Here is a 24,750-nt window from a genome sequence, read left to right as displayed (position 1 = left end):
GCGTGGCGGCGCGGCCGGGTCGCGCCGTGGCGGCGCGGCTCAGCGTACGAGGAGGAGCCAGGCCAGCGCCGCGGCGGTCGAGGCGAGCGTCACCGGGACACCCACCCTGGCGTAAGCGCGGAAGCCGATCTCGCGCTCGGCGCCCACCGTCTCCACCACGATGATGTTGGCCACCGAGCCCAGCAGCGTGAGGTTGCCCGCGAGCGTGGACACCAGCGCCGTCGTGATCCACGCGAGGTGCGGATCCGGCTGGCTGCGGATGTACGAGTCCGCCAGGAGGATGAAGGGGACGTTCGAGACGATCTGGCACCCAACGAGCATCGCGATGCTCAGCCCGAGCAGGCCCATCGTCGGCCCGGCGGGGAGGAAGGGGCTGGCCGCGCGCAGCGCCTGCTCGGGCATGCCGGTCTTCTGGAGCCCCGCCACGACGATGAAGAGGGCCCCGAAGAAGACGAGCACGGTCCACGACACCCGCTCGAACAGGCCGTTCGCGTCGCGCCGGTGGAGCAGGATGACCGCCGTCGCGCCGCCGATCGCCGTCCACGCGAGGTTCGCGCCGAGCACGAACATCACGGACACGACCGCGATGCAGGCGAGCGGCGCCAGGGCGCTCGGCCGGGCGCCTCCTGTCGGCGCGGGCGCGGGCGCGGGCTCGGGCGCGGGCGCGGGCGTCCGCACCGAGATGCGGCGCCGGAGCAGCAGGTGCAGCGTCACGGCCGTGACGGCGAGCCCGATCAGCGCGGCGGGGCCCGCCTCCAGCAGGTACGTGCGGTACGAGATGCCGGAGAGGTGGCCCACGAGCATGTTCTGCGGGTTGCCGGCGAGCGTGAGCGCGCTGCCGGCGTTGGCGCCCATCGCGAGCGCGAGGAGGTACGGCGCCCGCTCGAGCCCCGCGCGCCGGGCGGTCCGGTCGACGAGCGGCGCCAGCATCACGCAGACCGAGTCGTTCAGCAGCACCGCGGAGGCGAGCCCGGAGCCCACCGTGACGAGGTAGAGCAGGCGGACCGGCGACAGGTCCCGCTGCGCGACCCACGCGGCGGCGCGCTCGAACACCCCCGCGGCGTCGAGCGACGCCGAGAGCAGCATCATGCCGAGCAGGAGGCCGATGGTGTTCGGCTCGATCGCCGCGAACGCCTCGTGCGGATCCAGGCCGGCGCCCGGCTGGATCGCGCTCAGGAAGACCATGGCGCACGCGCCCGCGAGCGCGCCGGCCGGGCGTCCGATGGGCAGGATCGACAGGCGCCGCGCCGCGATGAGCATGTACGTGAAGGCGAATACGAGCAGGACGGACCACACGGCGCGGATCTAGAGTGGTCGGGGGGGATCCTGTCAAACTGGGAATGCCAAGGCATGGGAAGGCAGCTCTCGACCCCCACCGCGATCCTCCTCGGCAGCGCCATGATCGCCGCCGCGGTCTACCTCGGCCTTCGCCACGGCCCGGCCGGCGTCCCCGCGGACCGGCGCCCCGCCGGGGGAGCGCCCGAGCCGCCAGCCGATGCGGCGTCCGCCGCGGGGGCGGCGGCTCGGGTGCCTGGAGCGGGCGCACCGGCGCGCCCGGTCCAGGCGCCCGCGCCGAGCGTGGCGCGCGACGAGGTCGCGACGCAGGCCGCGCGGGCGCTCGAGGCGCACCGGCCCGCCCTGATCGAGCGCTGCTACAAGCCGGCGATCGCGGCGCAGCCGGCGCCGCGCGAGGTGAAGTACGTCTTCAACCTCACGTTCGACGCGCAGGGCCGGCAGCTCGCGCGCGGCATCATCGAGGATCGCGAGGCGTCGCGCCCCGAGGTCACCGCCTGCCTGGTCGCCGCGCTGCCGTCGGTCGCGGTCGCGCCGCCAGGGGCGAACGTGCGGGTCGATGTCCCGTTCTCGCTGCCGTGATCGAGGGGAGGTCCGAGGGCGCGGGCCCGCCGGCGCCGGGGGCGAGCGCGGCGCCCTTGACGCACCTGCCTGAACGCCCGATGCCGGAGCGGTGACGCCCGACCAAGCCTTGAAGGAAGCGACAACCGGCGCCCTCCGCCCGGTCTACCTGGTGCTCGGGGAGGAGCGCTGGCTGGTCGATCGCGTGGTGAGCGCGATCCGGGAAGCGGCGGCCAAGGGGGGCGTCGCCGGCTTCAACGAGGACAAGTTCACCGCGGGCGACGCGCCTGTCGAGTCGATCCTCGGCGCCGCCCGCATGCTGCCGATGATGGGCCCGCGCCGCTTCGTGCTCGTCCGCGGCGTCGATCGCTGGGAGAAGAAGGACGAGGGCGACGACGGCGAGGGGGACGACGACCGCGGCGCGAGCGGCGCGAGCGGCAAACGGGGCGTGTCGAAGCAGCTCAGCCCGCTCGACGCGCTCGCGGAGTACGCCAAGGCGCCGTCGCCGAGCGCGGTCCTCGTGCTCGTCGCGACGAAGCTCCACGGCCAGCGCCGCCTCGTCACCGCCGCCAAGAAGGGCGATTTCCTTGTCGCGTGCGAGCCCCTGAACCGCCGCGCCTTGCCCGGCTTCATCGCGACCGTCGCCCGCGAGAAGGGCAACCCGATCGCGCCCGACGTGGCCGATCAGCTCGCCGAGCTCGCCGGGCCCGAGCTCGGCTACGTGGTCGACGCGCTCGAGCGGCTCTCGCTGTACGTCGGGCCGAAGCAGCCGATCACCGAGGACGCGATCGCCCAGATCGTCATCCGCATCCGGCAGAGCACCGTCTGGGAGCTGATCGACGCGCTCGGGAAGCGGCGCCTCGACCGCGCGCTCGCGGCGCTCGCCGACGCCTACGATCCGCGCGACGGCGGGCTGCGGCTGCTCGGGGCGGTCTCCTGGTCGGTGCGGCAGATGGTGAAGTTCGAGTCGGCGCTCGCCGGGGGCGCGAGCCAGTCCGAGGCCGCCCAGCGCGCGGGGGTGGCCCCCTTCAAGGCGAACGACGTGGCGCAGTCGGTCCGCCAGCTCCCGAAGGGCGCGCTCGCCGGCTGGATGCGCGTGCTCGCGGAGACGGATCTCGCGCTGAAGAGCAGCCGCCGCCCCGCGCAGGCGGTGCTGGAGGCGATGCTGATGGAGATGTGCGCGCGCTGAGCGGGAGAGCGTGCGGGGGGGGGGGGCGCCGCGCGCTCATCGAGAGCGTCACCGTGGGTGGCTCCGTGCGCGCCGCCGATGTCCTTCGCGCCGCCAACAAGAACGGCCTCGACGCGCGCATCGAGGCGCTACCGGCGTGGCCTTGAGCGCGGGATCGGCGCGCATTTGCTGAAGCAATTCGATGCCGTTCATCTTGTGCATCACCGCGCCCGAGCTTGGCCAGCTGGATGACCTGAGCGGGAGGATCGTCCTTCGCGCTGGTCAGCCTCGAACTCATGGGGCGGTGCACCCTGCGCTCCCTCCGGCGGGGCCAGCGGGAGCGTGAAGAAGAACGTGGTGCCAACTCCAGGCCGACTCTCCACCCAGATCTTCCCGCCGTGGGCCTCCACGAAGCCCTTCGCGATCGTGAGCCCCAGCCCGGTCCCCAGACGCGCCGTCTCCTCCGCCTGCCAGAACTGGTCGAAGACGTGAGGGAGCTGCTCCGGAGGGATCCCCGGCCCTGTGTCCACCACGGCGAAGAGCGCCTGTTGACCGCGTGGCTCCGCTCGAACGGTGATGGTCCCTCCCGCCCTCGTGAACTTGATGGCATTGCCGATCAGGTTCGCCAGGACCTGGAGGACCCTCTCGCGATCGCAGAGCACCTCGAAGCTGCCCCCGCCGGGGAGCTCGCCCTCGAGCACCACGTGCTTCTGCGTCGCCAGCATCTGCTCCATCGCGACACCGTCGTGGACGAGGGCGACCGCCGCCTGCCTCTGTATCACCATCGACAGCCGACCCGCCTCGATGGCGGCGACGTCGAGCAGGTCGCCGATCAGCCGGAGCATCCGCTGCGCAGCGGCGCGAATGATCTCGGCCTTGTTCCTGTCCTGCGCTCCCGACTCGCCGGCTGGCAACGTCTGCATGAGGAGAGCCGAGGCCACCAGGATGGTGCTCAACGGGTTTCTGAGGTCGTGAGAGACGACGGCGAGGAGATCGTTCCGCGTGCGAATGGCCCGCCGCGCCTGCTGGTACAGGCGCGCGTTCTCCAGGGCCATGGCGGTCCGGCGCGCCACCTCTTCGGCCACCGCCAGATCGGCGATGGAGTAGCGGCGGCCCGACTCCCCCCCCACGAACGTGAGCGCGCCCGTGGTCCGCCCGCGGGTCAGGAGCGGCACCACCATGACCGATCCCGAGCTTCCTGCGTGCAGGGCCTCTGGGTCGCCCAGGTCTTGGGCGATGGCCTTCAGGGCGGGCTCGGTGATCGCGGAGATGAGGAGCGGCTCGCCCGTCCGCAGCACCCTCGCCTGCGGCGTCTCCCGGCCCGGCGGTTCGGTGATCTGCTCCATCCGCTCGGCCGGCCCCTGCTTCGCGGGGTCGGCGGAGCTCGGCGGGAGGCGCTCGACGCGGCCGTCCTCCTCGACCAGATCGACGAAGTAGAGATCGGCGAGGGCGGGCACGAACAGACGCGATATCGCAGCGACCGTCTCTGCGTAGTCGAGCGACGCGCCGAGGACCGCGCTGACCTCCGCGAACAATCGCTGCGCCTTCTCGGCGCGCTTCACCTCCATGATGTCCTGGAAGACGAGCACCGCCCCCGACACCTGCCCTGCTCGCTTCAGAGGGGCGAACGTGCAGCTGACGTGGAAGGCCGCTCGATTCCGGCGTAAGAACAGGTCATCGTCGTCCCGGGCCGGCTCGCCCGTGCGGATCGCTCGCAGCGCGGGGTGCTCTTCGTCGGGTATGGACGTCCCGGTCGAGTGTTGAATCTGGATGACCTCCTGAACGCCTCGCCCCAGGACCTCCTCCGTTGTCCAGCCGAGCAGGCGCTCGGCGGCGGGGTTGAAGAAGGTGATCCGCCCCTCGAGATCGATCGCGAGCACGCCCTCGCCGATGCTGCCGGTCACCGCGCGCGTGAACTCGAGCTGGTCACGGACCCTCTCCTCCGCCACCCTCGCGGGGGTGACATCCATCGAGACGCCTTGAAGCCGAGGCCCGCCGGCGCCGTCCTTCTCCAGGTGCACGCGGGTGTGGAGCCAGAGCACGCCACCGTCCGCCGTCCGACAGCGATGGTCGCAGCGCTGATCCCGCTCGGAGGCCAGCGTCCTTCGAAACGTCTGCTCGAGCGCGCCGCGATCGTCCGGGTGGACGCAGCGGCTCCAGAAGTCGGGCTCCGCGAGCCACCGCTCGCGCGGATGGCCGAGGAGCTCCTCGGCCCGCGCGCTCACGTAGGAGACCTGGAACATGCGCGCGTCGGCCTCCCACACGAACGATCGATCGAGGTTGTCCACCAGCGCTTCGTAGCGCTGCCGCAGCGCCTCGGCGGCGGCCCGGTGCTTGTCGGACTCGGCCTGTCTCCGCTGGGCGAGCTCACGCCCTGCCTCCGCGACCGCCTGCCTGGCGTCGATGGCCGCCTGGCGATCGAGCGCGATCGCGAGCTGGTTCACCACCGCGCTCACGAACGCGAGGTCCGGCTCCTCCAGACGGGCGGCACCCTCGACCTGGAGAGCGCCGAAGATCGGCCGCCGGCCGACGACGAGAGGGAGGAGGACGAAGTCCCCGCGCTCTTCGGCCTCCGCCCGATGGCCCCTGGCTGGCTGTCCGGAAGGCACGCTCGTCGTGGTCGGCTCGCCCTCCAGGTCGACCGACCGCGCAGCATCCGATCCGGCGAGATAGGCGTACGAGGCCCTGGCATGGGACCTCGCGGCCTGGAGTCGACTGGCGCTGACCTCTTCGGCACGCCAGACGATGGTCTCCAGCTCAGGGCGGCCTGAGAGCTCCACGATGAGGAGCGCGGTGCGGAGGGGAAGCGCCCGCCCGAGGATCGCGAGGATCGCCGGGACGGTCCGCTCGGCGCCTTCGAAGTGGGTGAGCTGCTTGCTGATCTCGTAGAGATACTGGACGCGAGGAGACGCGCGCTCGATACCTTCGGAGGCCGAGCTGTCGCCCCCGCGCCGCGCCGGCTGCTCCTCCGTGTGCTGGTCGCCGCGCCGCCGTTCCTCCTGGGGAGGTCTCGGCGGCTCCTTCGTCCGACGACCGGCGCTCATCCCCGCCCCCGCTATGCCTTGCTCTTCGCGGGCAAGAGGGACGGCTCGCCGGCGCGCTCCCCGATCCGGGCGCCTCCCTCCCCGATGGTGAAGTAGTAGGCGCCGAAGTCGTGCGCGCTGCCGCGCGTCTTCACGACCACCAGGGTCGGCCGGATCTCTCCTGGCAAGCGCGTATACCGGAGCACGACGAGATTGTCGGCCACCGGAGAGAACTGGCGGTCAGTGACGGTCTCGCTGGAGTACATCGCGTTCGACTCGAGCGTGAGCAGGCTGGTCACGTCGAGCGCCTTGAACCGCGTGACCAAGGCGTAGAGGAGCTGCCGCAGCTCATCCTCCGCGATGCCCTCGGTCTCGAGCTGGCTCACGCTGTCGAGGACGAACCGACGCGTCTTCTGCGCGCGGATCTTGTCGCTCAGGAGCGAGAGGAGCTGACTGGGGCGGACGCGATCCCGCGAGAGATAGATGACCTCGGCGAGCCCCTGCTCGGTCGCCTCCTGGAGGGGCAGCCCCAGGGCGCCCGCGGCACGGAGGATCTGTGCGGGCCCCTCCTCGAGCGCCACGTAGAGCCCCGGCTCTCCGCGCTTGCAGCCCTCGAGGATGAACTGCAGCGACAGGGTGCTCTTCCCGATCCCCGCGCTCCCGGAGAGGAGGGTGACGCTGCGCTGGAGCAGCCCTCCGCCGAGCAGCTCGTCGAACCCGGGTACCCCGGAGGGCAGGCGCCGCTCCGTCTCCAGGGGCAGCGGCGGCTCGGCGAACGCCGCCTCCGCGCTGTATCGGGGATAAATCATGATCCCGCCCGGGCCGATCATGATGCTGTGTCGACCCTTGAGGTGGGCGGTGTTCCTCAGCTTGTAAATCTCGATGTAGCGCTGGCGCTCGAGCCCTTCCTCCGTCGAGGAGAGGAGGACGACCCCGTCGACCACGGTCTCCTCGACGCCGAAGCGGCTGATCTGGTTGGCGCCGTAGGGGATGTCGGTGGCGAAGAAGCCGACCGCCTGCGCGTTGTGGACGATGCTCGCGAGCTGGAAGATCTTCTCCCGGTCGACCTGCGGGTCCTTGACCTTGTGCAGGAAGACCGAGACCGAATCGACCACCACGCGCCTCGCCTTCATGGCGAGGATCCGCTTGTTCATCATGAGCAGGTGCCCCTCCACCATGATGTTGGGCTGCGGGATGAACACGATCTCGACCATCCCGCGCTCGATCTCGGCGTCGAGGTCCCAGCCGAGACCGCGGGCGGTCGCGAGCAGCCGCGGCACGGTCTCCTCGAAGGAGAAGAAGATCCCCCTCTCGCCGGCCTTCGCGCCCCGGTAGATGAACTCGAGCGAGAGCACCGTCTTGCCGGTCCCCGCCACGCCGGCGATGAGGAGGCTGGAGCCGCGTGGGATCCCGTCTCCGAGGAGGTCGTCGAGCCGCGAGATGCCGGTCTTGAGGCGCGGCTCCTTGCCCCCGACGTCCGCCCGGTCGATGGTGAGGCGGGGCGCGAACACGTCGATGCCGGCCTGCGTGATGACGAACGAGTGCTCGTCACGGCTGTGGTCGGTGCCGCGCATCTTGAGGACCTGGATGACCCGCCGCTGCTCGCCGGACTCCTGGCGCTGGCTGACCATGAACAGCCCGTCGACGATCGAGAACAGGGGGTTCGTCTCGATCTCGCTCTGCCCGAACTCTCCGAGGAGGAACGTGGTGGTCTCCCACGCCATGAGGCTGATCGCGATCTCGTAGCCGAACTTCCGGAGCTCTTCCTTCGACTTCGCGAGGTCGTCGAAGACCTTGAAGCTGTCGATGACGACGATGGCCGGCTTGACCTTCTTGACGTGCTCCATGACGAGCGCCGAGGTCCCGTCGAGGCCCTTCGTCCGAAAGATGACGCCGAGGTCCACGAACTGGATTCCCTCGTCGATCTGCTTGGCGTCGAAGAAGTCGAACTGCCTCAGGTAGCGCAGCGTCTTCGCGGTGGGCTCCGAGAGCGTGTTGAAATAGAGGACCCGTGCCTTGGCCGAGGCGTTGTGAAAGCAGATCTGCTGGGTGAGGATCGTCTTGCCCGCGCCCGGCGGGCCGGCGATCACGACGACCGAGCCCTTCGGCAGTCCACCGCCGATCAGCGCATCCAGATTTTGCACCCCCGTCTCGATACGCGCGATGGCCGTCTTCTTCGTCATGACTCAGCTCCCTCGCCGTCCTCGCCCTCGTGGTGCCCGGGCGCGCTCTCCGGCCCTCCCTCGGTCCCGCCCAAATCCTCCCGCGCGATATTCGAGAGCTCCGCGTGGAGCGCCGGCGTGAGGATCTCCGCCGTCAGGTTGCCGAGGACGACGAGGAACTCGATCATGATGAACCGGATCCCCTCCGCGAGCTGGTCGCGGCGCAGGCCGCCGGCGCGTTCGTGGAGCGTCTCGCAACAGAGCCCGGTCGACTCCACACGGAGGGACGAGAGCATCGTGTATCGCTCGGAGGCGTTGTAGAGCACGCGATCCACGATAGCGCCGAGCGTGACCTCTCCGAGGGTGACCAGAGCGCGCCGCCACAGGGCGGCGAAGGCGCGTTCGAAAACCTGGATGAGACGCTCGGCTGGCAAGCCCTCGGCAGCCCGCTCCATCCACGCATCGACGCAGCCGCTGTGCCCGTTCGCATCACGCATGGCGCTACATCGCGTCTGGGGATCGCTGAGCGCTTGGGCGGAGCACAGCGGCATAGGAGCGTGCCGCGCGACGCGCGTCAAGGTCGCCGTCGCATGCGGCCGTTCATTCGGTGCTTCGTCTGCTTGATGATCGCCCGGCTCCGCGCGGGCGCTCAGCGTCCGTCCGCAGCGGCGGGGTCGCGAGGCCTCGGTGCGCTGTCCGCCGCGTGTCCGCCGCGTGTCCGCCACGCGTCCCCGCCGCGCCTCACCGTGCTGGAGCGCGCCGCGGGTTTCCTGGATTCCTCGCGGCTCCCGCCCTGAAATCGTCCCATGAAACGGGAAAGAAATGATTCGAGGCCGTCAACGGCAAATCACCATGCCCGCCTCAGGTAACCGAGGATCCTCATGCGATCCACCCACCCTGCTGGAAAAGCGACGATAGAACGAGCATCGGTCCTCCGTGGGATCCGTGGATGCATGGTTCAGACAGGGGCATAGCAACGATGAGTCCGCCGGGCGCGAAGCCAAGTCGGGACTCCATAAGAGCCAAACCTCTGAAGGTAGTCTGCCAGTTCGGGATCGTTGGCTTGTCGTGCAAGCGATTCGTACCCGGCAAGCCGCGTGACCACCTCCTGAAAAGCGTCGCGACCTGCGGCTGTGGCGGCGGTGTTGCGCGCCCAGCAACGGACGAGCCCGAGGACGTACTCTCGCTTCGGGCAAGCGGGCTCTCGGGCGACCTCGAGCAACCCGGCGCAGGCGCTGAGCGGGCCGGAGCTCGGTGACCGCCTCGCAATCCGGGGATCGAAGCCTTCACTCCTCGACGCTGCGCCGCACCGCGAAGGCGAGGCCGCAGCCCTCGATCTGCTCGCGATGGAGCACGCCCGTCGGCGAGAGCCCTTGCTCGTCGACCCGCCGGCCCACGCGCAAAAGAACCTTCTTCGCCGCGAGATCCACGAGCGAGACGCGCGCCGAGCTCGCGGACGTCGTGTTCTCGACCGGGCTTTCGGCCACGATGATCAGCACCTCCGCGCCGGCCGCCTTCTTCGCCAGCTCGATCGGGGAGCGATCCAGCTCCTTGCGGTGCCTCTTCACCGACGCGACGTCGCGGGCCGCGCGCACCGAGCCCTCGAACACGGGGCCGAGCACCGCGAGGCCGAGCCGCGCCTCGGCGAGCCGGCGGACGTTCGCTGTCTCCTCGTCGACCTTGGTCCCGCCGAAATACACGCCTCGCACCTTCGCGAGCAGATCGCGCTCCTCGGACGTGGGCGGGGGCTTCAGGAGGCACAGGAGGAACGCATCCTTGTCGGATCCGCGCGCGGCGTCGTCGATCTTGCGAGCGTCGCGCAGCTCGGCGCGAGGAGCGCGCACGTACACCGCGGGCCGGCGGAGCAGGGCGTCGAGGGCCCCTGGAGCGCGGAGCGAAGGGTCGACGACATCGGCGGGGTCCCCGTCGCTCGCGGCCTCGCCGATCCAGCGATCCGTCGCCTCGACGAAGCCCTCGTGGCCCGCCGGGAACTCCGCGCGGCGCTCGTCGAGCACGGCCAGAAGGGCGCGCCGTTCGGCCTCGATGGCGCGGCGATCCTGGACGTACATCGCGATCGCGAGGAGCACGACGGCCGCCGCCGTCAGCAGCGTGAACAGCCGCGCGCGCCCGAGCCGCTTGTCGCTCGCGAACGTCCCCTTGATCCCGGCTCGAGCCGCATGATGGCGCGCCCGCGTCCGGTGGCTGGCGGCCCGCTCCACGCGCGCGCGGAGGGCGGGGTTCATCCGCTCCGTCGTGAGGAACGTCGCCATGTCAGCTCTCCCGACCCACGCCGGACAGCCCTCGGGACGCGAGCTGGTTGCGATCGATGTTGCGATCGATGAGGCCCTCGAGCTCGCCGCGGGTCACGCCGAGCCGAGCCGCGGCCTGGGCGGCGAGCGAGGTCGCGGCCACGCCGTCGACGAACTGGTACGTGGGCTTCTGCGCCGCGTCGAGCTCGACCTGGACGAACCGGAGGTTCCTTATCGCCTTCTCCCGATCGAGCCGCGCCGCGAAGGTCAGGAAATGCGTTGTGATGAACGCCTGCGGGCGGAGCTTCTCGAGCAGCGTGACGACGAGCTCGAAGATCTCCTCCCCCTCGGACGGGTTCGTGCCCGAGCAGAGCTCGTCGAGGATCACCATCGCTCCCGGGCCGAGCTCCTCGAAGAGCGCCCGGATCCGGAGGAGCTCCATGCCGAGCCGCCCCTCGCTCTGATCGAACTTCGTCTCCTGGATGAGCGACACCACGAGCCCCGGGACGCGGGCGACGCTCGCCCTGCGCGCCGGCACGAACATGCCCGCCTGCGCGAGGAGCTGCGTCAGCGCCACCGACTGGAGCAGGCGCGTCTTTCCGCCCGAGTTCGGCCCCGTGACCAGGAGCGTCGTGTCGGCCCGATCGGTCACGACGTCGCACGGCACCGCCTTCCCTCCGCCGGCGACGAGGAGCGGATTGAAGAGGCCGAGGAGCACGCGCTCGCCCTCCGCGGCGGACCGGAGCTCCGGCAGGCAGACCTCGAGCCCCGCCGCTTCGGCGAGATCCCGGAAGCCGAGCGCTCCCAGGTAGACCTCCATCTCTCCGACGAGCGGGACGAGCTTGACGACCTGATCCTCGACGCCCTCGAACACCGCGTCGACGAGCCTCGCCATGACCTCTCCGTCGCCGAAGCTGTACCCGCGGAAGAACATCTCGAGCTTCGCGAGCCAGCGCCGCACCGGCGACAGCACGAACGGGTTCTCCTGCCGCTCCCGGACGGTCACGACGTCGAAGCCTCGGATGCGGCCGTCGGCGCCGACGCGGATGTCCAGGCGGAGCGTCGCGAGGTGCTCGTCGTAATCGAGGAGATCGGCCATCGATCGATATCCCTCGGTCGCCTGCACCGCCTGGCCGAAGTCGCGCAGCCGGGCGAGGCCCGATCGCGCGCCCTCGAACGACGCGCTCATCAGGTCGAAGACCTCTTTGACGATCGCGAGCACGTCGAGCTGCCGCCGCGTCGGATCGAACTTCTTCCCTGCCACCGCGCCCTCGAGCGCGCCCCGCATCCGGCACGAGGCCGTGTAGAGCCTCTCGATCTGCGCGCGAAACGTGGGTGAGCCCGAGAGCTCGTGGAGGATCCCCCTCCGGAGCTCGGTCACGCGCGTGTCGCTCGGGGGCCGGGAGAGGACGCGGAGGATGAACCCTCGGTTGACGACGGCCTCGTGCCCCCCGACGCGGACACGGAAGCACCGGGCCACGAGCTCCTCCAGGAACAGGTCCGGCGCGAAGCTCTTCGGATCCCACGTGGAGGGCGCGATGGGCGCCCGATCGAGCGCCTGGCTGAAGAGCCCACCGGAGACGCCGCTCGTGAACGCGAACGAGAGGGACTGTCGCAGCTCGTCGAGATCGGTCCGCGCGGGCGGGTCCACGAAGAGCAGGCTGGGGATCTTGTCCGTGGACGGGAGGGCGGGTGTGTGGGGCGCGTGGGGCACCTCGGGCGCGTGGGGCCTACCGGGCTCGGGCGGGCGGGCAATGCTCTCGGTGGGGACCTGCGCGCGGATCGGGTGCATGAGCAGACGACCCGCGCCCGCGGGAAAAGTTCCCCGTCTCCCGCGAAAACCCGCGCCTCCCCCCGTGCCGCCGTGGGACCGCCTTCGCGACCGCGCTGATGTACCCTCGGACGAGCCGCCCATGACGACCGCAGCCCCCTCGCCGCCCGCCCGCCCCGCTTCCGAGATCCCTGTTGCTCCCTCGATCCCGCTGCTCGGCAGTTTGCCGTGGATGGCGATCGACGCCGCGGGCTTCCTGGAGCGCGTCGCCATCGAGAAGGGGCCGATCGCCCGGATCCCGTTCGGGGCCGCGGGCATGGTGATGCTCACCCACCCGGACGACGCTCGCTACGTGCTCCACGAAGCGGCCAGGAAGTACTTGCGCGGCGACAAGTCGAGGGAGACCGTACAGCCCGTCTTCGGCAACGGCCTGGCGATCAGCGATCCGCCGTTCTGGCTACGGCAGCGGCGCATCATGCAGCCGAGCTTCTCTCGCGCGCGGATCGCCAGGATGACGGCGGCGATGAACGCGGTGGCCGAGCGCCACCTCGCGCGCCTCACCGATGGCCAGGAGCTCCACGCCCACGATCTCATGCTCGGCATCACGCGCGACGTCATCGTGGAGACGATGTTCTCGCAGCAGCTCCCGTCGGACATCGCCACGCTCGACAGCGCGCTCGCGGAGATCGACCGCTACATCAAGATCCGGATGCTGCTCCCCTTCAGGGTGCCGCTGTCCTGGCCGCTGCCCTTCAACGTGCGCATCCGGGAGGCGACCGCGGCGTTCGACCGGGTGGTGTACGGCATCATCGACCGGCGCGAGCAGGGCGGAGAGCGGCCGGGGGACCTGCTCGACGCGCTCCTCGACGCGCGCGACGAGGAGACCGGCGAGCGGATGTCGCGGAAGGAGCTGCGCGACGAGGTGCTGCACATCTTCTTCGCCGGGCACGAGACCACGGCGAACACGCTGACGTGGGCGACGGTCCTGTTCACCTTGCACCCGCACGAATGGGAGCGGGTGCGAGGCGAGGTGGACAGCGTGCTCGGAGGTCGCGCGCCCGAGGCGGAGGACGTGCCCAGGCTGACGCGGACGGCCATGGTCCTGCGCGAGACGCTGCGGCTCTACCCGCCGGCCTGGATGATCGTCCGCGAGGCGGTCGAGGACGACGAGATCCGTGGTTATGCCATCCCGCGCGGCACATCGGTCCTGATCTCCCCCTTCGCGATGCACCGCCACCCGTCGTTCTGGCCCGAGCCGCGCCGCTTCGATCCGGAACGCTTCGCGGGCGACCCGGCGACGACGGGGGCCGGCAAGAACTGGGCATACATGCCGTTCGGGGGCGGGCCGCACGTATGCATTGGCAACCACTTCGGGCTGACGGAGATGGCGATCGTGCTGGCGCGGCTCGCGCAGCGGGGGAGGCTCGTCGCGCTGCGGCCAAAGGAAGCGCGACCGCGCGGCACGACCGCGCTCGGGCCGTCCGGCCGGGTGCCGGCGCGATTCGAGGCGCGGAGCGTCGCGGGCGGGCATTGAAGTCGAGCGACCACGACGGACGGGCAGCGGTCGAGCAGAGACGGTCAAGCAGAGGATGTCTGAGAGCGAACCTCGTGGGCCCGGGGAGATCGTGATTGACGCCGGGCACCTCGTCCCTCATGCCACCAAGGCCTGCGCCACGAGCCTCCTCGTGGCAACAGCAGCATCCAGCAGCTCAATCCGGGGCGGATCCCTCAGAGAAGCTTCCTCCGCATGGGCCGGCGCCGTTTCGCCCTCTTCATCTGCGCGCTCCTCGCCGCCGCCGCCGGCCTTGCAAGGCACGTGGTCCGCGGCCGGGCCGCCACGCCGCTCGACCGGTTCCTCGCCTTGTCCGCGGTGCTCACCGGGGTTGGCGACCTCGCCCGGGACCACGCGCAGATCTACCTCGACTGCCTGCTCGCACGTCCGGAGCAGGCCGCGGCGCTCGAGGACCTCTATGCCAGGGCGGGGCTCGCCGGTGACGCTCCGGCGTACCCCCTCGATGACCTGACCGCGCGGGGCGTCTTCGCCGACGCGCGCCTGCGGGCGCTCGCGGACGAGATCCTCCTGTTCTGGTACACGGGCCAGTACGACGCGGCCGGCGGGCGCGCGCTGGCGACCTACGAGGGCTCGCTCGCGTGGAGATCGCTCCCTTACACCAGCGCGCCGGGCACCTGCGGCGGGGCGATGGGGTCCTGGGGAGAGCCGCCCGCGGGGTGAGGCGGCGGGGCGCGCTGCCGCCGCCCGGACGGAGCTCGGTTATGGGGGACAGGCTGCAAGCGGATGTGGTCATCGTGGGCGCGGGCATCGCGGGGACGCTGGCCGGCTACCGGCTCGCGAAGGCGGGCGCCAGGGTGCTCGTGCTGGAGTCGGGGCCGCGGGTCGATCGCGACAAGGCCGCCAGCGCCCACCGGAGCGCCGTGGTCAAGACGCTGGAGGACCCCTTTCCTCGCTCCATGGCCGCGCCTGCGCCCAGCGAGAGCGCTCCCCGCGGGTACTACGTGCAGGAGGGCCCGGACCTCTTCAAGAGCACGTACCTCCGCGTCGTCGGCGGGACGACCTGGCACTGGCTCGGGACCGCGCTCCGCTTCCTGCCCGACGATCTCCGGATGAAGACCCTTTATGGAGTCGGCGTCGACTGGCCCATCGGGTACGACGTGCTCGAACCCTGGTACGTCGAGAGCGAGATCGAGATGGGCGTGGCCGGCGATGGCAGCCTCGGCTCGCCGCGCAGCGCGCCTTACCCCATGGCGCCCATCCCCCACAGCTACTCGGATCTGCGCATCGCCGACAGGATCTCGGCCCTCGGCTATCCGGTGACCGCCACCGCACAGGCGCGCAATAGCGCCGCGTACGACGGCCGGCCCGCGTGCTGTGGCAGCAAATCCTGCATCCCCATCTGCCCGATCGCGGCTCGTTATGACGCCTCGGTGCACGTGAAGAAGGCCGAGCTGGCCGGCGTGCGGATCGTGGAAGAGGCCATCGCCACGGCCGTCGGCGTCGGCGCTGACGGACGCGTGTCGCGTGTCCTGTTCAAGCGTCCGGACGGCACAGAACACGAGGCCTCGGGCAAGGTCTATATCCTGGCGGCGCACGGGATCGAGACGCCCAAGCTGCTCCTGATGTCCCGGACCGACGCGCTGCCGGACGGGGTCGCGAACAGGAGCGGCCAGGTGGGGCGCAACCTCATGGATCACCCCATCCAGCTGAGCTGGGCGCTCGCCGGGGAAGCGCTCGGGCAGCCCCGCGGACCGCTCTCGACGGGGGGTATCGACGCCACGCGGAACAGCGCCTCTCGGGGGGTGCGCGCCGCGTTCCGGGTGGAGCTCGGCAACAGCGGGTGGCAGTGGCCGATCGGCGGGCCGGAGGTCGCCGCGGCCGATCTCGTGCGCAAGGGTCTACGTGGCCAGCAGCTCGCCGCCGAGCTCGCGTGGCATTGCACCCGGCAGCTCTGCGTGTCCAGCTTGATGGAGCAGCTCCCCGATCCCGACAACCGCGTCACGCCTGCCTTCGATCAGCGCGACGCGCTCGGGTTGCCGCGGCCGCGCCTTCATTACCGGATCGACCCCTATACCCGCGACGGCATGACGGCCGCGCGCGCGATCCACGATCGGATCTTCGACGCGCTCGGGGCCACGTTCCGCGAGCACCGGCTCGAGCACGAGGGCGCCGGGCACGTCATGGGCACCTACCGGATGGGCGCCGACCCGAACACCTCGGTTGTCGACCCGAACCTGCGCGCGCACGACCACGACAACCTCTACCTGCTTGGCAGCGGCGTCTTCCCCACCGGCGGCGCCGTGAATCCCACGCTCACCATCGCCGCTCTCGCGCTGCGCGCCGCGCATTCCATCGCGACCGCGCTCGGGCGCTGACCCCGACATCGTCCAGTGTACGCGGTGCCCGCGCAGGGATTGGAGCGCTCGTCCGGCGAGACCACCCTTTGCCTCGACTATCCCCTCGACGCGGTTGACGCTCGTTCCCTATCGAGCCGAGAGCTCGCCCGCTGAAGGTAAGTCTCCAGCCACCGGCCAACCGGCACCGGAAGATCCCGAGGAATCCTCTTCCGGAGGATCAGATCACCGCTGGCGCGATCTCGCAGAGACACTCTGTCGTATCGGCGCCGGAGCGGTCAGCCGGCCGCTCGACGAGAGATCTCCGATCTCAACCGAGCAGCGCCTCGAGCGAGCCCCTCGCCCGGAGGTCGGTGAAGCTGTGGGTCGGGGCGCATGCGGCGAGCTCTGCGAGGGCGTAGGTGCCGGTGGCCACGGCGATCGACTCGGCGCCGATCGCGCGGGCCGCCGCGATGTCCTTCGGGGTGTCGCCGATGACGACGACGCGGCACGCCTCGAGCGGCGCCTCGAGCATCGCCGCCCCGCGCTCCGCGCCGATGCGCAGGAGCTCGTCGCGGCGCTCGTGATCGCAGCCGAAGCCGCCGAACGCGAACCGCTCGTAGATGCCGACCCGGGTGAGCTTCGCCTGCGCCCCGGCGCGGACGTTCCCCGTGCCGAGGCCGATGGCGCACTTCGCGCGCCGGGCGGCGGCGTCGAGCGCCTCGATGACGCCGGCGTGGACCCGGGTGTCGCCGGCGAGCGACATCTCCTGCGCGAGGATCTCGACGTAGATCGCGAGGAGCGCGTCGATGGCGTCCTCCGTGGCCTCGCGCCCGACCGTCTCGAGCCCTGTCCGGATGATGGCCCGGTCGGTCATGCCGGCGAACGAGAACGCCTCGCACGCGTCGCGCCGTTCGGCGTACCGGGCGAACGCGTGCTCCATGGCGCGCCGGCCTGCGCCGCCGGTGGAGAGCAGGGTGCCGTCGATGTCCCAGAGGAGCACGGTGGGGCGCATGTCCCCATGGTATAGATCGGCGCCGCCTCTGGGCGAGCGCGGAAGGGCGGCGGGCGCGACGGCCCCGTCGCGGTCTCGCCAGGCAGCTGGGCCGGGGGGTCGTCGGAGTCCTCGTGGGTCGAGCTTGAAGCCAGCGATCCGGCGCGGATCGACCTTGGAACCAGCGCTCCAGCGCTCGTCCTGCGCCATGGGGCCGGAACCTGGCGGCGTCGGCCGGAGACCGGGCGCCCAGCCAGCGGCGCGCCGGTCCGCCCGATCGCGGTGCGGCTGTGGTGCCGGCGCGGGGCTTCGGGCGGCTGGTTGAAGGCTCGCTGAGTCGCCCGCCCCGCGCCAGGTCACCCAGGTTGGGAATTTCTGGAGCGTCGGCTCACCCAGGTTGGGGCGCCGTCCGCTCGTCCCGTCTGCTCACCCAGGTTGAAGCACCAGCTCAGGTTGGCGACAGCTCACCCAGGTTGAGGAGCAGCGTCGCGCCGCTGGCCCAGGTCGAGGAGCAGCGTCGTCGCGTCGGCTGACCCAGGTCGAGAATTTTTGGAGCGTTGGCTCATCAGATATGAGAAATTTATTTCTATAGATCCAATGCGACGTGCTCGCTCTGATGTCCACCCTACATAATGAGTGGTTCGAGCGCAGCCACGTCGTCATCTCGGGCCTCAAGCTGACCCGGGTTGAAAACAGAGTGAGAATTTTGGCGTGAAGGTTCACATAATGTGAGAATTTTTGTCATCTAAACGCAATGCGTGTCGTTGGTCCTGGCGCCTTCTTGAAGGGTCGTTCGTCCTCACATCTTCTGTTGGTGCCGACCGTTTCGAGCGCAACCTCGTGGTGATCTCTGGTAGGTTAGGCGCTGGAAATCGAGAGAGCACGTTGCCCGAACTCCCGTGTCAGGCCCTCGACCCTGAGCCCGAGGCGCACCGCGCGTGCGACGTCCTCGCGAGCTGTGCGGCGCGCCTTCGCCGCGCGGAGGACTCCCGGAAGACAACACCATGCGACGCCCGCCGCTCAGCCTGATCACAGCGGTCCTGCTGCTGCTCACTTGCCCAGTACCGGCGGCGGCAGCCCCGCTCCCGCGGCGGCCGCCGCCGACCGGGCCCGAACGAGAGATGCTCGACGAGGCGAAGCGGCTCTTGGATGAGGGGCGGCTCGCGGACGCGCGCGACATCCACCTGACGCTGTGGGGGCTCACGAAGAGCGCCTCCGACGCGTTCCGCGTGGGGATGCTGTCGTTCAGGCTGCACGACTTCGAGAGGGCGGCAGAGTTCCTCTCCATCTACTTCGACATGGTCGGCACCCCAGACGCCCCGAAGATCTGGGTGCCGCCGGGCTTCAAGGAGAGCTACGAGCTGGCGCGGGCCAACTTCGCGGAAGCGCGCCGGCACGTCGGCGCGCTCGACGTGCGCGCGAGCGAGCCCGGCGCCGCCGTGCTCGTGGATGGGCGGCAAGTCGGCCTGTCCCCGCTCCCCCGCCCCGTGTACGTCAATTCCGGTCAGCACCGTGTGAGCGGACAGCTCGCCGGAGAGCTGCGCGAGGTCGTGGCCGCGGTCGACGCGGGCGGTGAGAGGACCGTCTGGCTGACGTTCCCGCGCGCCCGAGCCGAAGCGCCAGCGCATTTCCCGGCGAGCAAGGTAGCCTCGCCGCTCGTCGCGGCGCCCCCTTCTTCCACGCCCAGCCCCGCGCTGCGGTGGTGGACCGTGGGCGCCCTCGCGACCACGTCGGCCGCCCTCGCCACAGTCGGGGCCCTCTCGGTCCTGGAGGCCAACGACGCTGCCGAGGAGCGGGACGCTGCCATGGGCCGAGCGCAGTGGGAGGTCTTCCATTGCCGGCCGGGGCTGCCTGCCTGCGACGCGTATGCCGGCGCCGATGGGCGCACGAAGACGTTCACGGCGCTGTCCGTGGGCGCCCTCGTCGGTGCGGGTCTCTCGGCCGGCGGCGCCGTGGCCGCGGGGTTCCTGCTCGCGCCAGAGGCAAAGGTCCGCGTTGGGGTCGTAGGGGCCGCCCCGGGCGTGGGGCTCTCGTTCTCGTGGTAGCGCCCGAGCTCCGCAGAGACGTGCTCCCGAGCAGTAAGCCCACTTCATCTTTCTGAATGGCAGTTCATTTTGGGTGGAGAATTTGCGGACGTCGATCGCAATGCGAACAACGCGCGTCGTTCGACGCGTGGCGGGGATCTCCGCGATCCCCCGGATGAGGAGGCCTGATATCATGGCTCCAATGTGGCAGCGCGGGCTGCGCGCTTCCGGCGCTGTGTTCCTGGGGTGCTTGCTCTGGGCTGCCTGCAGCGGTGACCCCTATGTCGATGTGGAACAGGAGCCTCTGTGCGATTCAACCGCAGACTGCCAGCCCAAGCTGAACGGAACGCAGTGCATCGATGGGCGCTGCCGGTGTCCGGATCCGGGGGAGGCGCGCTGCTGCGAGCCCGGCGCCAGGGAGGAAGAGGGCGATTCCTGCAAGCGGGAGTGTCGGCCCATCAGCGAGTGTAACGCCATGCTGTGCAAGACAGCCGACGATTGCCCGAAGCCTGCTGACCCTCGCTGCGGCGAGGCCGTGTGCGTAGCGGAGGTCTGCAGGCTGGCCCTGCGAGAGCGATTCCCGAACCAGCGGGCTGGCGATTGCATGACCCTGCGCTGCGACGAGGCTGGGCGGGTGGTCGCCGTGGCCGACGACGGCGACGTCTTCAACGACGGCAACGAGTGCACGACCGACGCATGCGTGCAAGGGGTCAGCGTGCACCGTCCGAGGGCAGCGGGGAACGCCGAAGAGGGCTCCGGGTACTGCGATGGCGAAGGGCATCTGGTCGGATGCCTTCGCGACGAGAACTGTGGGAGCCCGTCGTACGCCTGCTCGACATCGGGCACGTGCGTCCTCGAGTGGTGCGACAACGGCATCTTTGATGATGCCTCGGGCGAGACGGCGCGGGACTGCGGCGGCCGGTGCCAGCCGTGCAGGGCAGGACAGCCGTGCACGGCCGACAGCGACTGCATCGAGGGCGCGTGCGGCTCGGACATGCTGTGCGAGGAGACGAGCTGCCGTGATGGCATCCTGAACGGCGCCGAGACGGACGTCGATTGCGGCGCGCCGTCGTGTCCCGCGTGCGCTGCCAGCCGGCGGTGCGACGCTCACGAGTCCTGCCAGAGCGGTGTGTGCGCCGACGGCAGGTGCCGGCGCCCGACGTGCGAGGATGGACTGATGAACGGCAACGAACAAGGCATCGACTGCGGCGCGAGCTGCCCCACTGCGTGCCCGCTGTTCATCTCAGACGAAGAGACATGAAGAAAGGCAACATGACCACGAGCAGGCACCTTCTTGCCGCCGGCGCGATGCTCTCCGTGGCCTCGCTGTGGATCGCGTGCTCGGAGGGGGCCGCAGCGCCTCCGCCGGAGCGCCCCGAGTGCGTGACCGAGTACGATTGCGACGACCCGCCGGACCCCGCCTGTGGCACGGTGAAGTGCGTCGATGGCAAGTGCCAGCGAGAGGTGGGGGAGTACCGCGGCCAGTACCCGGGCGACTGCATGACGATCGCGTGCGACAGGGACGGGCAGAAGGTCGTCTTGCCCACGCCGGACGACGTGCCGGACGACGGCAACCCTTGCACGGATGACTTCTGCGACGGCGCGCATCAGCTGAACGAATGGACCCGGCGAGGTCCGGCCCCTGACGGCTCGGGGCTGTGCGACGGCCAGCAAAACTTGGTCGAGTGCCTGTCGGACGCAGACTGCGGGGATCCGACCATGTACTGCTCCCCGCGCAGCAAGTGCATCCCGCTCGCCTGCGACAATGGCGAGCTCGATGTAGACACCGGCGAGTCCTATGTGGACTGCGGTGGCCGCTGCGATCCGTGTCGCCCGACGTACCCGTGTGCCACGGGGGAGGATTGCAATACCGGTGTGTGTGGCTTCGATGACCGGTGCAGCTTTGCCACGTGCAGCGATGGCATCCAGAACGAGCATGAGGTCGACATCGACTGCGGGTCCAACTGCCGTACCTGCGCTGCTGGAGACAAGTGCATCGACGGCCCGGATTGCCTGACGAAGGTGTGCTTCAAGGGCAGGTGCCAGCCGCCGAGGTGCGATGACGATCGCCAGAATGGCCTGGAAATAGGTGTAGATTGCGGTGGTGATTGCCCTCCTTGCCCGGAGGGGCTCCCCTGAGCGGAAGGGGCATCGTCGCTGTCTCTCTCAAAAAGGACGGGAGCGGGCGGAGATCATGAGCAATATCGCGAGGCCGGCCGTGATCGCGGCGCTGGGCCTTTCGGGAGTGGCTTGCGCGCCGGACGAGTACCGGCCGCTCGGGGAGAACGACGCCGTTCGCATCGACGTCTACGGGTTCGAGACGCCCCTCGTCCGCGATGGCGTCACGTACCGGGGCGAGGTGGAGGGCTACGTCTGGAAGACGGACAATCCCAATGCGTTCGGTGTCCGGATGCACGACGACGGGGAATATCTCCCCGACAGGTTCGTCGTGAACAACGGCCTCGAGGAGATCACGCTCCGTTGCGTCCTCTACGAGGACAGCTATCCGGAGGACGACCTCATCGCGACCTCCTGTGGTGGTCAGTTCGTCCAGGCCGAGCCCGGTCGTGCGGTCCGCGCCACCTTCAACGAGTTCGACGGCTGGGAGGTCGTGATGCCCGAGCTATCGATGCTCACGTCTCCCGAGCAGGACAGCGAGTTCAGCCTCAGCGCTGGCGAGGATCTGGCGCTTTCGTGGGAGCCGCTGGGTACGGACGACCGGATGGGATGGTCTCTCGGACCCGTCAGCTTCGACGACCCAGGGCCGTGTGTGAATGACGTAGCGTGGTACCGTTCGGACGGGGCCATGGACGACACCGGGGCGTTCGTCGTTCCCAGGGATTCGTATCCGACGGGCCTTCCCCCCGACGGGTGTCAGGCTCTCCTGCGGTTTGACCGCGGCCGCCGCGGGAGCATCGATCCCGGCGTCCAGAGGGGCTCGATCTTCGCGCGCCAGTCTTATGAGGTACGGATCATGCTGAAGCCGTAGCTTCTTTTCCGCGAGAAGGCGCACAGGTTGCCCCCGCGCGGCGCAGCCGTCTCTTGTAAAGACATAGGAGCGTGGAGGAATTCATGAGAGGCATTGCGTGGCTGGCTTTGATCGCCGTCTTGGGTCTCTCCGGGGCAGCGTGTGGGCCGGACGAGTACCGGCCCCTGGCGGAGGACGAGGCGGTCGTCATCCGGGTCTACGGATACAACGTGCCGATCGTCCGCGATGGAGTCGAGTACCTCGGCGAAGCGGAGGCCTTCGTCCGGAAGGTGGACGTCAGCAGCGCGTTCGGCGTCCGAGACCCTGGCGACGGGGAGTACCTCCCCGACAGGTTCATCGTGAGCAACGGCGCGGAGGAGGCGGAACTCGCCTGCTACTGGTGGCATGACAGCTATCCGGAGGACGACCTCATCGCCGCCAAGTGCCGCGGTTATCTCAAGCAGGCCGAGCCGGGCCGCGCGATCCGTGCCCGGTTCAACGATCTCGACGGCTGGGAGATCGTGATGCCCGAGCTCTCGGAGCTCACGTCTCCCGAGGCGGAGAGCGTGTTCAGCCTCGGCTCCGGCGAGGATCTCGTGCTCTCGTGGGAGCCGCTCGGCAAGGACGACATGATGAGGTGGTCCATCGGACCTGTCAGCTTCGATGAGCCGGGTCCCTGTCTGGACGACGTATCCTGGGTCGACTCGTCGGGGGAGGTGGACGACACCGGCTCGTTCATCGTTCCCGAAGGCTCGTACCCCACGGGGCTCCCCGCCGAGGGGTGTCCGGCCTTCGTGCGCTTGAGCCGCGGCCGGGACGGGACCATCGATCCTGGCGCCCCGGCGGGCGTGATGTTCGGCATGCAGACTTACAAGATGCAGATGACGCTGAAGCCGTAGCTCTGTCCGGCAGGCGCGCGCGCAGGTCGGGCCCGCCGGATCTTCGCTGGGCTTTCGCTGGCGCAGCGCAGGGAAGATCTTCTTACAATCCAGCGGCATGCTCGACGGAGAGCGCCGGCGCTCGCCTCCTGCTGCCGCCGATGCCATCATGGCGCTCATGCCCCCCGCGTCGGCGATCCAGCGAGAGGACCTTGTGGGCGGGGGCCGAGCGATCTTTTGCTGCCGGCAACCCTCACCGGTGCAGCCGGTCATGCGGGCGTCGATGACCCACGCCTTCGCCGCGCTGGCGTTCTACACGAGCGGCTCTTCTCGGATCGAGCAGCGCGGTCGATGGAACGTCGAGGCTGGAGACGTCCTCCTCGTGCCGGCCGGACAGCCGCACCGCTCGATCGAGAAGGCGGCCCCGGACTGGATCGGCGTTGGCTTCTGTGTCCCCTGCTTGGCCGCCGAGGAGGCGGGCAGCTTGCTCGAGCCGTTCGAGCGCGTGCGCGCCGGCGCATCCCCCGTCGTTCGGGTGCCCGCGGATCGCCACGCGCACATCGACATGCTGCTCCGCGAGCTGATGCGCGCGACGGGATCGTGGGATGGCGGCGCTCCTGACGTCGTCCAGCGGAGCCTCCTTGTTCTCATCCTCAACGAGGTTCAGCAGGCCGCGCGCTCGCAACACCCTGCCTCGCCATCGCCGGGAGTCGTCGTCGATGCCCTTCGCTTCATCGAGCGAAACTGCCTTCGGCCGCTCTCGCTGAAGGACGTCGCGCGATCGGTCGGGCGGAGCCCGGCGTACGTGACGACGGCGCTCTCTCGGGCGACGGGCCGGAGCGCTGTCGAGTGGATCGTGGCCGGGAGAATGGCGGAGGCTCGCCGCATCCTCCTCCACTCCGACGAGAGGGTCGAACTCGTCGCCGAGCGCGTCGGCTACGCGGACGCGACGCACTTCATCCGCATGTTCCGTAGAGAGCACGGGGCGACGCCGGCGGCGTGGCGCGCCGAAGCGCAGAGCAAGGGCCGCAAGCTCACCCAGGAGACGGTGTCCGGCCGCACACGCTGAAGACGAGGTCGCCGACGAAGGTGGTATTGGCCTTCGTCCGTTCGGCGGCGAGACGTTCTTCCAGGGTGTCCACGTCGACCTCGGCCTCCGACGCCACGCCTTGCTGCACGATGCGCGGGAGCATCGCGCGGACGATCAACGCGAGCTGATGCTGGAGCTTCGGCGTCTGCACGATGGCCTCGGCCCTCACGAGCTGCACGGTCAGGCCCGCTTCTTCAAAGACGCTCGGCATCTGGAATCCCATGTGGAGGCTCGCGCCCTCACGCTCGACGGTACGCCAGATCCACTGGTGCACCTGGCGGTGCAGATCCATGGGCACGAGGCTGCCCTGGCCCATCGTCGGGTCGTTCTCCTGAAGCAGGATCAGGCCGCCGGCGCGCACGGCACCGGCCATGGCACGGACCGCAGCGACAGGATCCGGCTGGTACATGAGCACCCTCCGGCCGACGGCGGCATCGAAGCGCTCGGCAGTGGGGGAGAGCGCGCCGAGGTCCCGCTCTTGGAAGGCGACTTGGCGGAGTCCCAGCTCGGCGGCGCGCCGGCGAGCGACCGCGATGGGCGCCGGATCACGGTCTACCCCGAGCACACAGCCCCCTTCGCCGACGATGCGGGCGACCATGAAGCTCACGTCGCCTCGGCCGCACCCCACGTCGAGGACGCGCATGCCGGGAGCGATGCCGGCATCGCGCAGAAATCGTTCGGTCATGTCGTTGACCAGGTCTGTCATCGTCGTCTCCGCCAGCT

Annotated in this window: 19 protein-coding genes; 11 read left to right on the top strand and 8 right to left on the bottom strand. The window is 70.0% G+C overall.

Annotation, left to right across the window (positions count from 1 at the left end; genetic code table 11):
* Window positions 1-39: 39 nt before the first annotated feature.
* Entirely contained in the window at window positions 40-1,296 is a 1,257-nt protein-coding gene (locus WMF46_RS28460) for an SLC13 family permease (RefSeq protein WP_437980075.1), read from the bottom strand.
* Between the two features lie 54 nt (window positions 1,297-1,350).
* Between WMF46_RS28460 and WMF46_RS28455 the strand changes: the two genes are divergently transcribed.
* Both WMF46_RS28455 and holA read left to right on the top strand, forming a co-directional pair.
* Complete coding sequence (locus WMF46_RS28455; protein WP_437980074.1) at window positions 1,351-1,875, top strand: hypothetical protein; 525 nt, start codon at window positions 1,351-1,353, stop codon at window positions 1,873-1,875.
* A gap of 109 nt (window positions 1,876-1,984) precedes the next feature.
* The gene (holA, locus tag WMF46_RS28450) at window positions 1,985-3,043 is read left to right on the top strand and encodes a DNA polymerase III subunit delta (RefSeq protein WP_437980073.1); all 1,059 of its coding nucleotides are present in this window, start codon (window positions 1,985-1,987) and stop codon (window positions 3,041-3,043) included.
* A 200-nt stretch (window positions 3,044-3,243) separates the two neighbouring features.
* Here holA and WMF46_RS28445 read toward each other — a convergent pair whose 3' ends face one another.
* The 5 genes from WMF46_RS28445 to WMF46_RS28425 all read right to left on the bottom strand — a co-directional run bounded on the left by WMF46_RS28445 (window position 3,244) and on the right by WMF46_RS28425 (window position 12,248).
* A complete protein-coding gene (locus tag WMF46_RS28445) occupies window positions 3,244-6,066 on the bottom strand; it encodes an ATP-binding protein (protein WP_437980072.1) in 2,823 nt (940 codons plus the stop codon).
* Between the two features lie 11 nt (window positions 6,067-6,077).
* Window positions 6,078-8,228, bottom strand: coding sequence for an ATPase domain-containing protein (locus WMF46_RS28440; RefSeq protein WP_437980071.1), 2,151 nt, complete (start codon window positions 8,226-8,228; stop codon window positions 6,078-6,080).
* Complete coding sequence (locus WMF46_RS28435) at window positions 8,225-8,704, bottom strand: hypothetical protein (protein WP_437980070.1); 480 nt, start codon at window positions 8,702-8,704, stop codon at window positions 8,225-8,227. Before WMF46_RS28435 ends, WMF46_RS28440 begins: the two co-directional genes overlap by 4 nt.
* 789 nt (window positions 8,705-9,493) lie before the next feature.
* Entirely contained in the window at window positions 9,494-10,477 is a 984-nt protein-coding gene (locus WMF46_RS28430) for a hypothetical protein (protein ID WP_437980069.1), read from the bottom strand.
* Between the two features lies 1 nt (window position 10,478).
* Window positions 10,479-12,248, bottom strand: a complete 1,770-nt coding sequence (locus tag WMF46_RS28425; RefSeq protein ID WP_437980068.1) for a MutS-related protein — start codon at window positions 12,246-12,248, stop codon at window positions 10,479-10,481.
* Between the two features lie 121 nt (window positions 12,249-12,369).
* Between WMF46_RS28425 and WMF46_RS28420 the strand changes: the two genes are divergently transcribed.
* The 3 genes from WMF46_RS28420 to WMF46_RS28410 all read left to right on the top strand — a co-directional run bounded on the left by WMF46_RS28420 (window position 12,370) and on the right by WMF46_RS28410 (window position 16,115).
* Window positions 12,370-13,761 carry a cytochrome P450 gene (locus tag WMF46_RS28420; RefSeq protein ID WP_437980067.1) on the top strand — a complete coding sequence of 464 codons (1,392 nt, stop codon included), beginning with the start codon at window positions 12,370-12,372 and terminating at the stop codon, window positions 13,759-13,761.
* A 213-nt stretch (window positions 13,762-13,974) separates the two neighbouring features.
* The gene (locus WMF46_RS28415) at window positions 13,975-14,460 is read left to right on the top strand and encodes a sugar dehydrogenase complex small subunit (protein ID WP_437980066.1); all 486 of its coding nucleotides are present in this window, start codon (window positions 13,975-13,977) and stop codon (window positions 14,458-14,460) included.
* A gap of 41 nt (window positions 14,461-14,501) precedes the next feature.
* A complete protein-coding gene (locus WMF46_RS28410; RefSeq protein WP_437980065.1) occupies window positions 14,502-16,115 on the top strand; it encodes a GMC family oxidoreductase in 1,614 nt (537 codons plus the stop codon).
* A 289-nt stretch (window positions 16,116-16,404) separates the two neighbouring features.
* Here WMF46_RS28410 and WMF46_RS28405 read toward each other — a convergent pair whose 3' ends face one another.
* The gene (locus WMF46_RS28405; protein WP_437980064.1) at window positions 16,405-17,088 is read right to left on the bottom strand and encodes an HAD family hydrolase; all 684 of its coding nucleotides are present in this window, start codon (window positions 17,086-17,088) and stop codon (window positions 16,405-16,407) included.
* Between the two features lie 983 nt (window positions 17,089-18,071).
* Between WMF46_RS28405 and WMF46_RS28400 the strand changes: the two genes are divergently transcribed.
* The 6 genes from WMF46_RS28400 to WMF46_RS28375 all read left to right on the top strand — a co-directional run bounded on the left by WMF46_RS28400 (window position 18,072) and on the right by WMF46_RS28375 (window position 24,006).
* Window positions 18,072-19,112 (top strand): hypothetical protein, encoded by a 1,041-nt coding sequence (locus WMF46_RS28400; protein ID WP_437980063.1) that lies wholly within the window; start codon window positions 18,072-18,074, stop codon window positions 19,110-19,112.
* A 583-nt stretch (window positions 19,113-19,695) separates the two neighbouring features.
* A complete protein-coding gene (locus tag WMF46_RS28395) occupies window positions 19,696-20,352 on the top strand; it encodes a hypothetical protein (protein WP_437980062.1) in 657 nt (218 codons plus the stop codon).
* Complete coding sequence (locus tag WMF46_RS28390; protein ID WP_437980061.1) at window positions 20,349-21,230, top strand: hypothetical protein; 882 nt, start codon at window positions 20,349-20,351, stop codon at window positions 21,228-21,230. Before WMF46_RS28395 ends, WMF46_RS28390 begins: the two co-directional genes overlap by 4 nt.
* Window positions 21,193-22,080: a hypothetical protein gene (locus tag WMF46_RS28385; RefSeq protein ID WP_437980060.1), complete on the top strand. Its 888-nt coding sequence runs from the start codon at window positions 21,193-21,195 to the stop codon at window positions 22,078-22,080. Before WMF46_RS28390 ends, WMF46_RS28385 begins: the two co-directional genes overlap by 38 nt.
* Window positions 22,081-22,163: 83 nt before the next feature.
* Window positions 22,164-22,958, top strand: a complete 795-nt coding sequence (locus WMF46_RS28380; RefSeq protein ID WP_437980059.1) for a hypothetical protein — start codon at window positions 22,164-22,166, stop codon at window positions 22,956-22,958.
* 262 nt (window positions 22,959-23,220) lie between these two features.
* Complete coding sequence (locus tag WMF46_RS28375; protein WP_437980058.1) at window positions 23,221-24,006, top strand: AraC family transcriptional regulator; 786 nt, start codon at window positions 23,221-23,223, stop codon at window positions 24,004-24,006.
* Here the strand turns inward: WMF46_RS28375 and WMF46_RS28370 are convergent.
* A complete protein-coding gene (locus tag WMF46_RS28370; RefSeq protein ID WP_437987947.1) occupies window positions 23,972-24,712 on the bottom strand; it encodes a methyltransferase domain-containing protein in 741 nt (246 codons plus the stop codon). The genes WMF46_RS28375 and WMF46_RS28370 overlap by 35 nt on opposite strands.
* Between the last annotated feature and the right edge of the window lie 38 nt (window positions 24,713-24,750).

The sequence above is a fragment of the Sorangium sp. So ce117 genome, assembly GCF_051524395.1.
In the GTDB taxonomy this organism is placed as follows: domain Bacteria; phylum Myxococcota_A; class Polyangia; order Polyangiales; family Polyangiaceae; genus Sorangium; species Sorangium cellulosum_B.
Note: the sequence above shows the minus strand (reverse complement) of the source record. Positions and strands in the feature narration are given on the sequence as shown.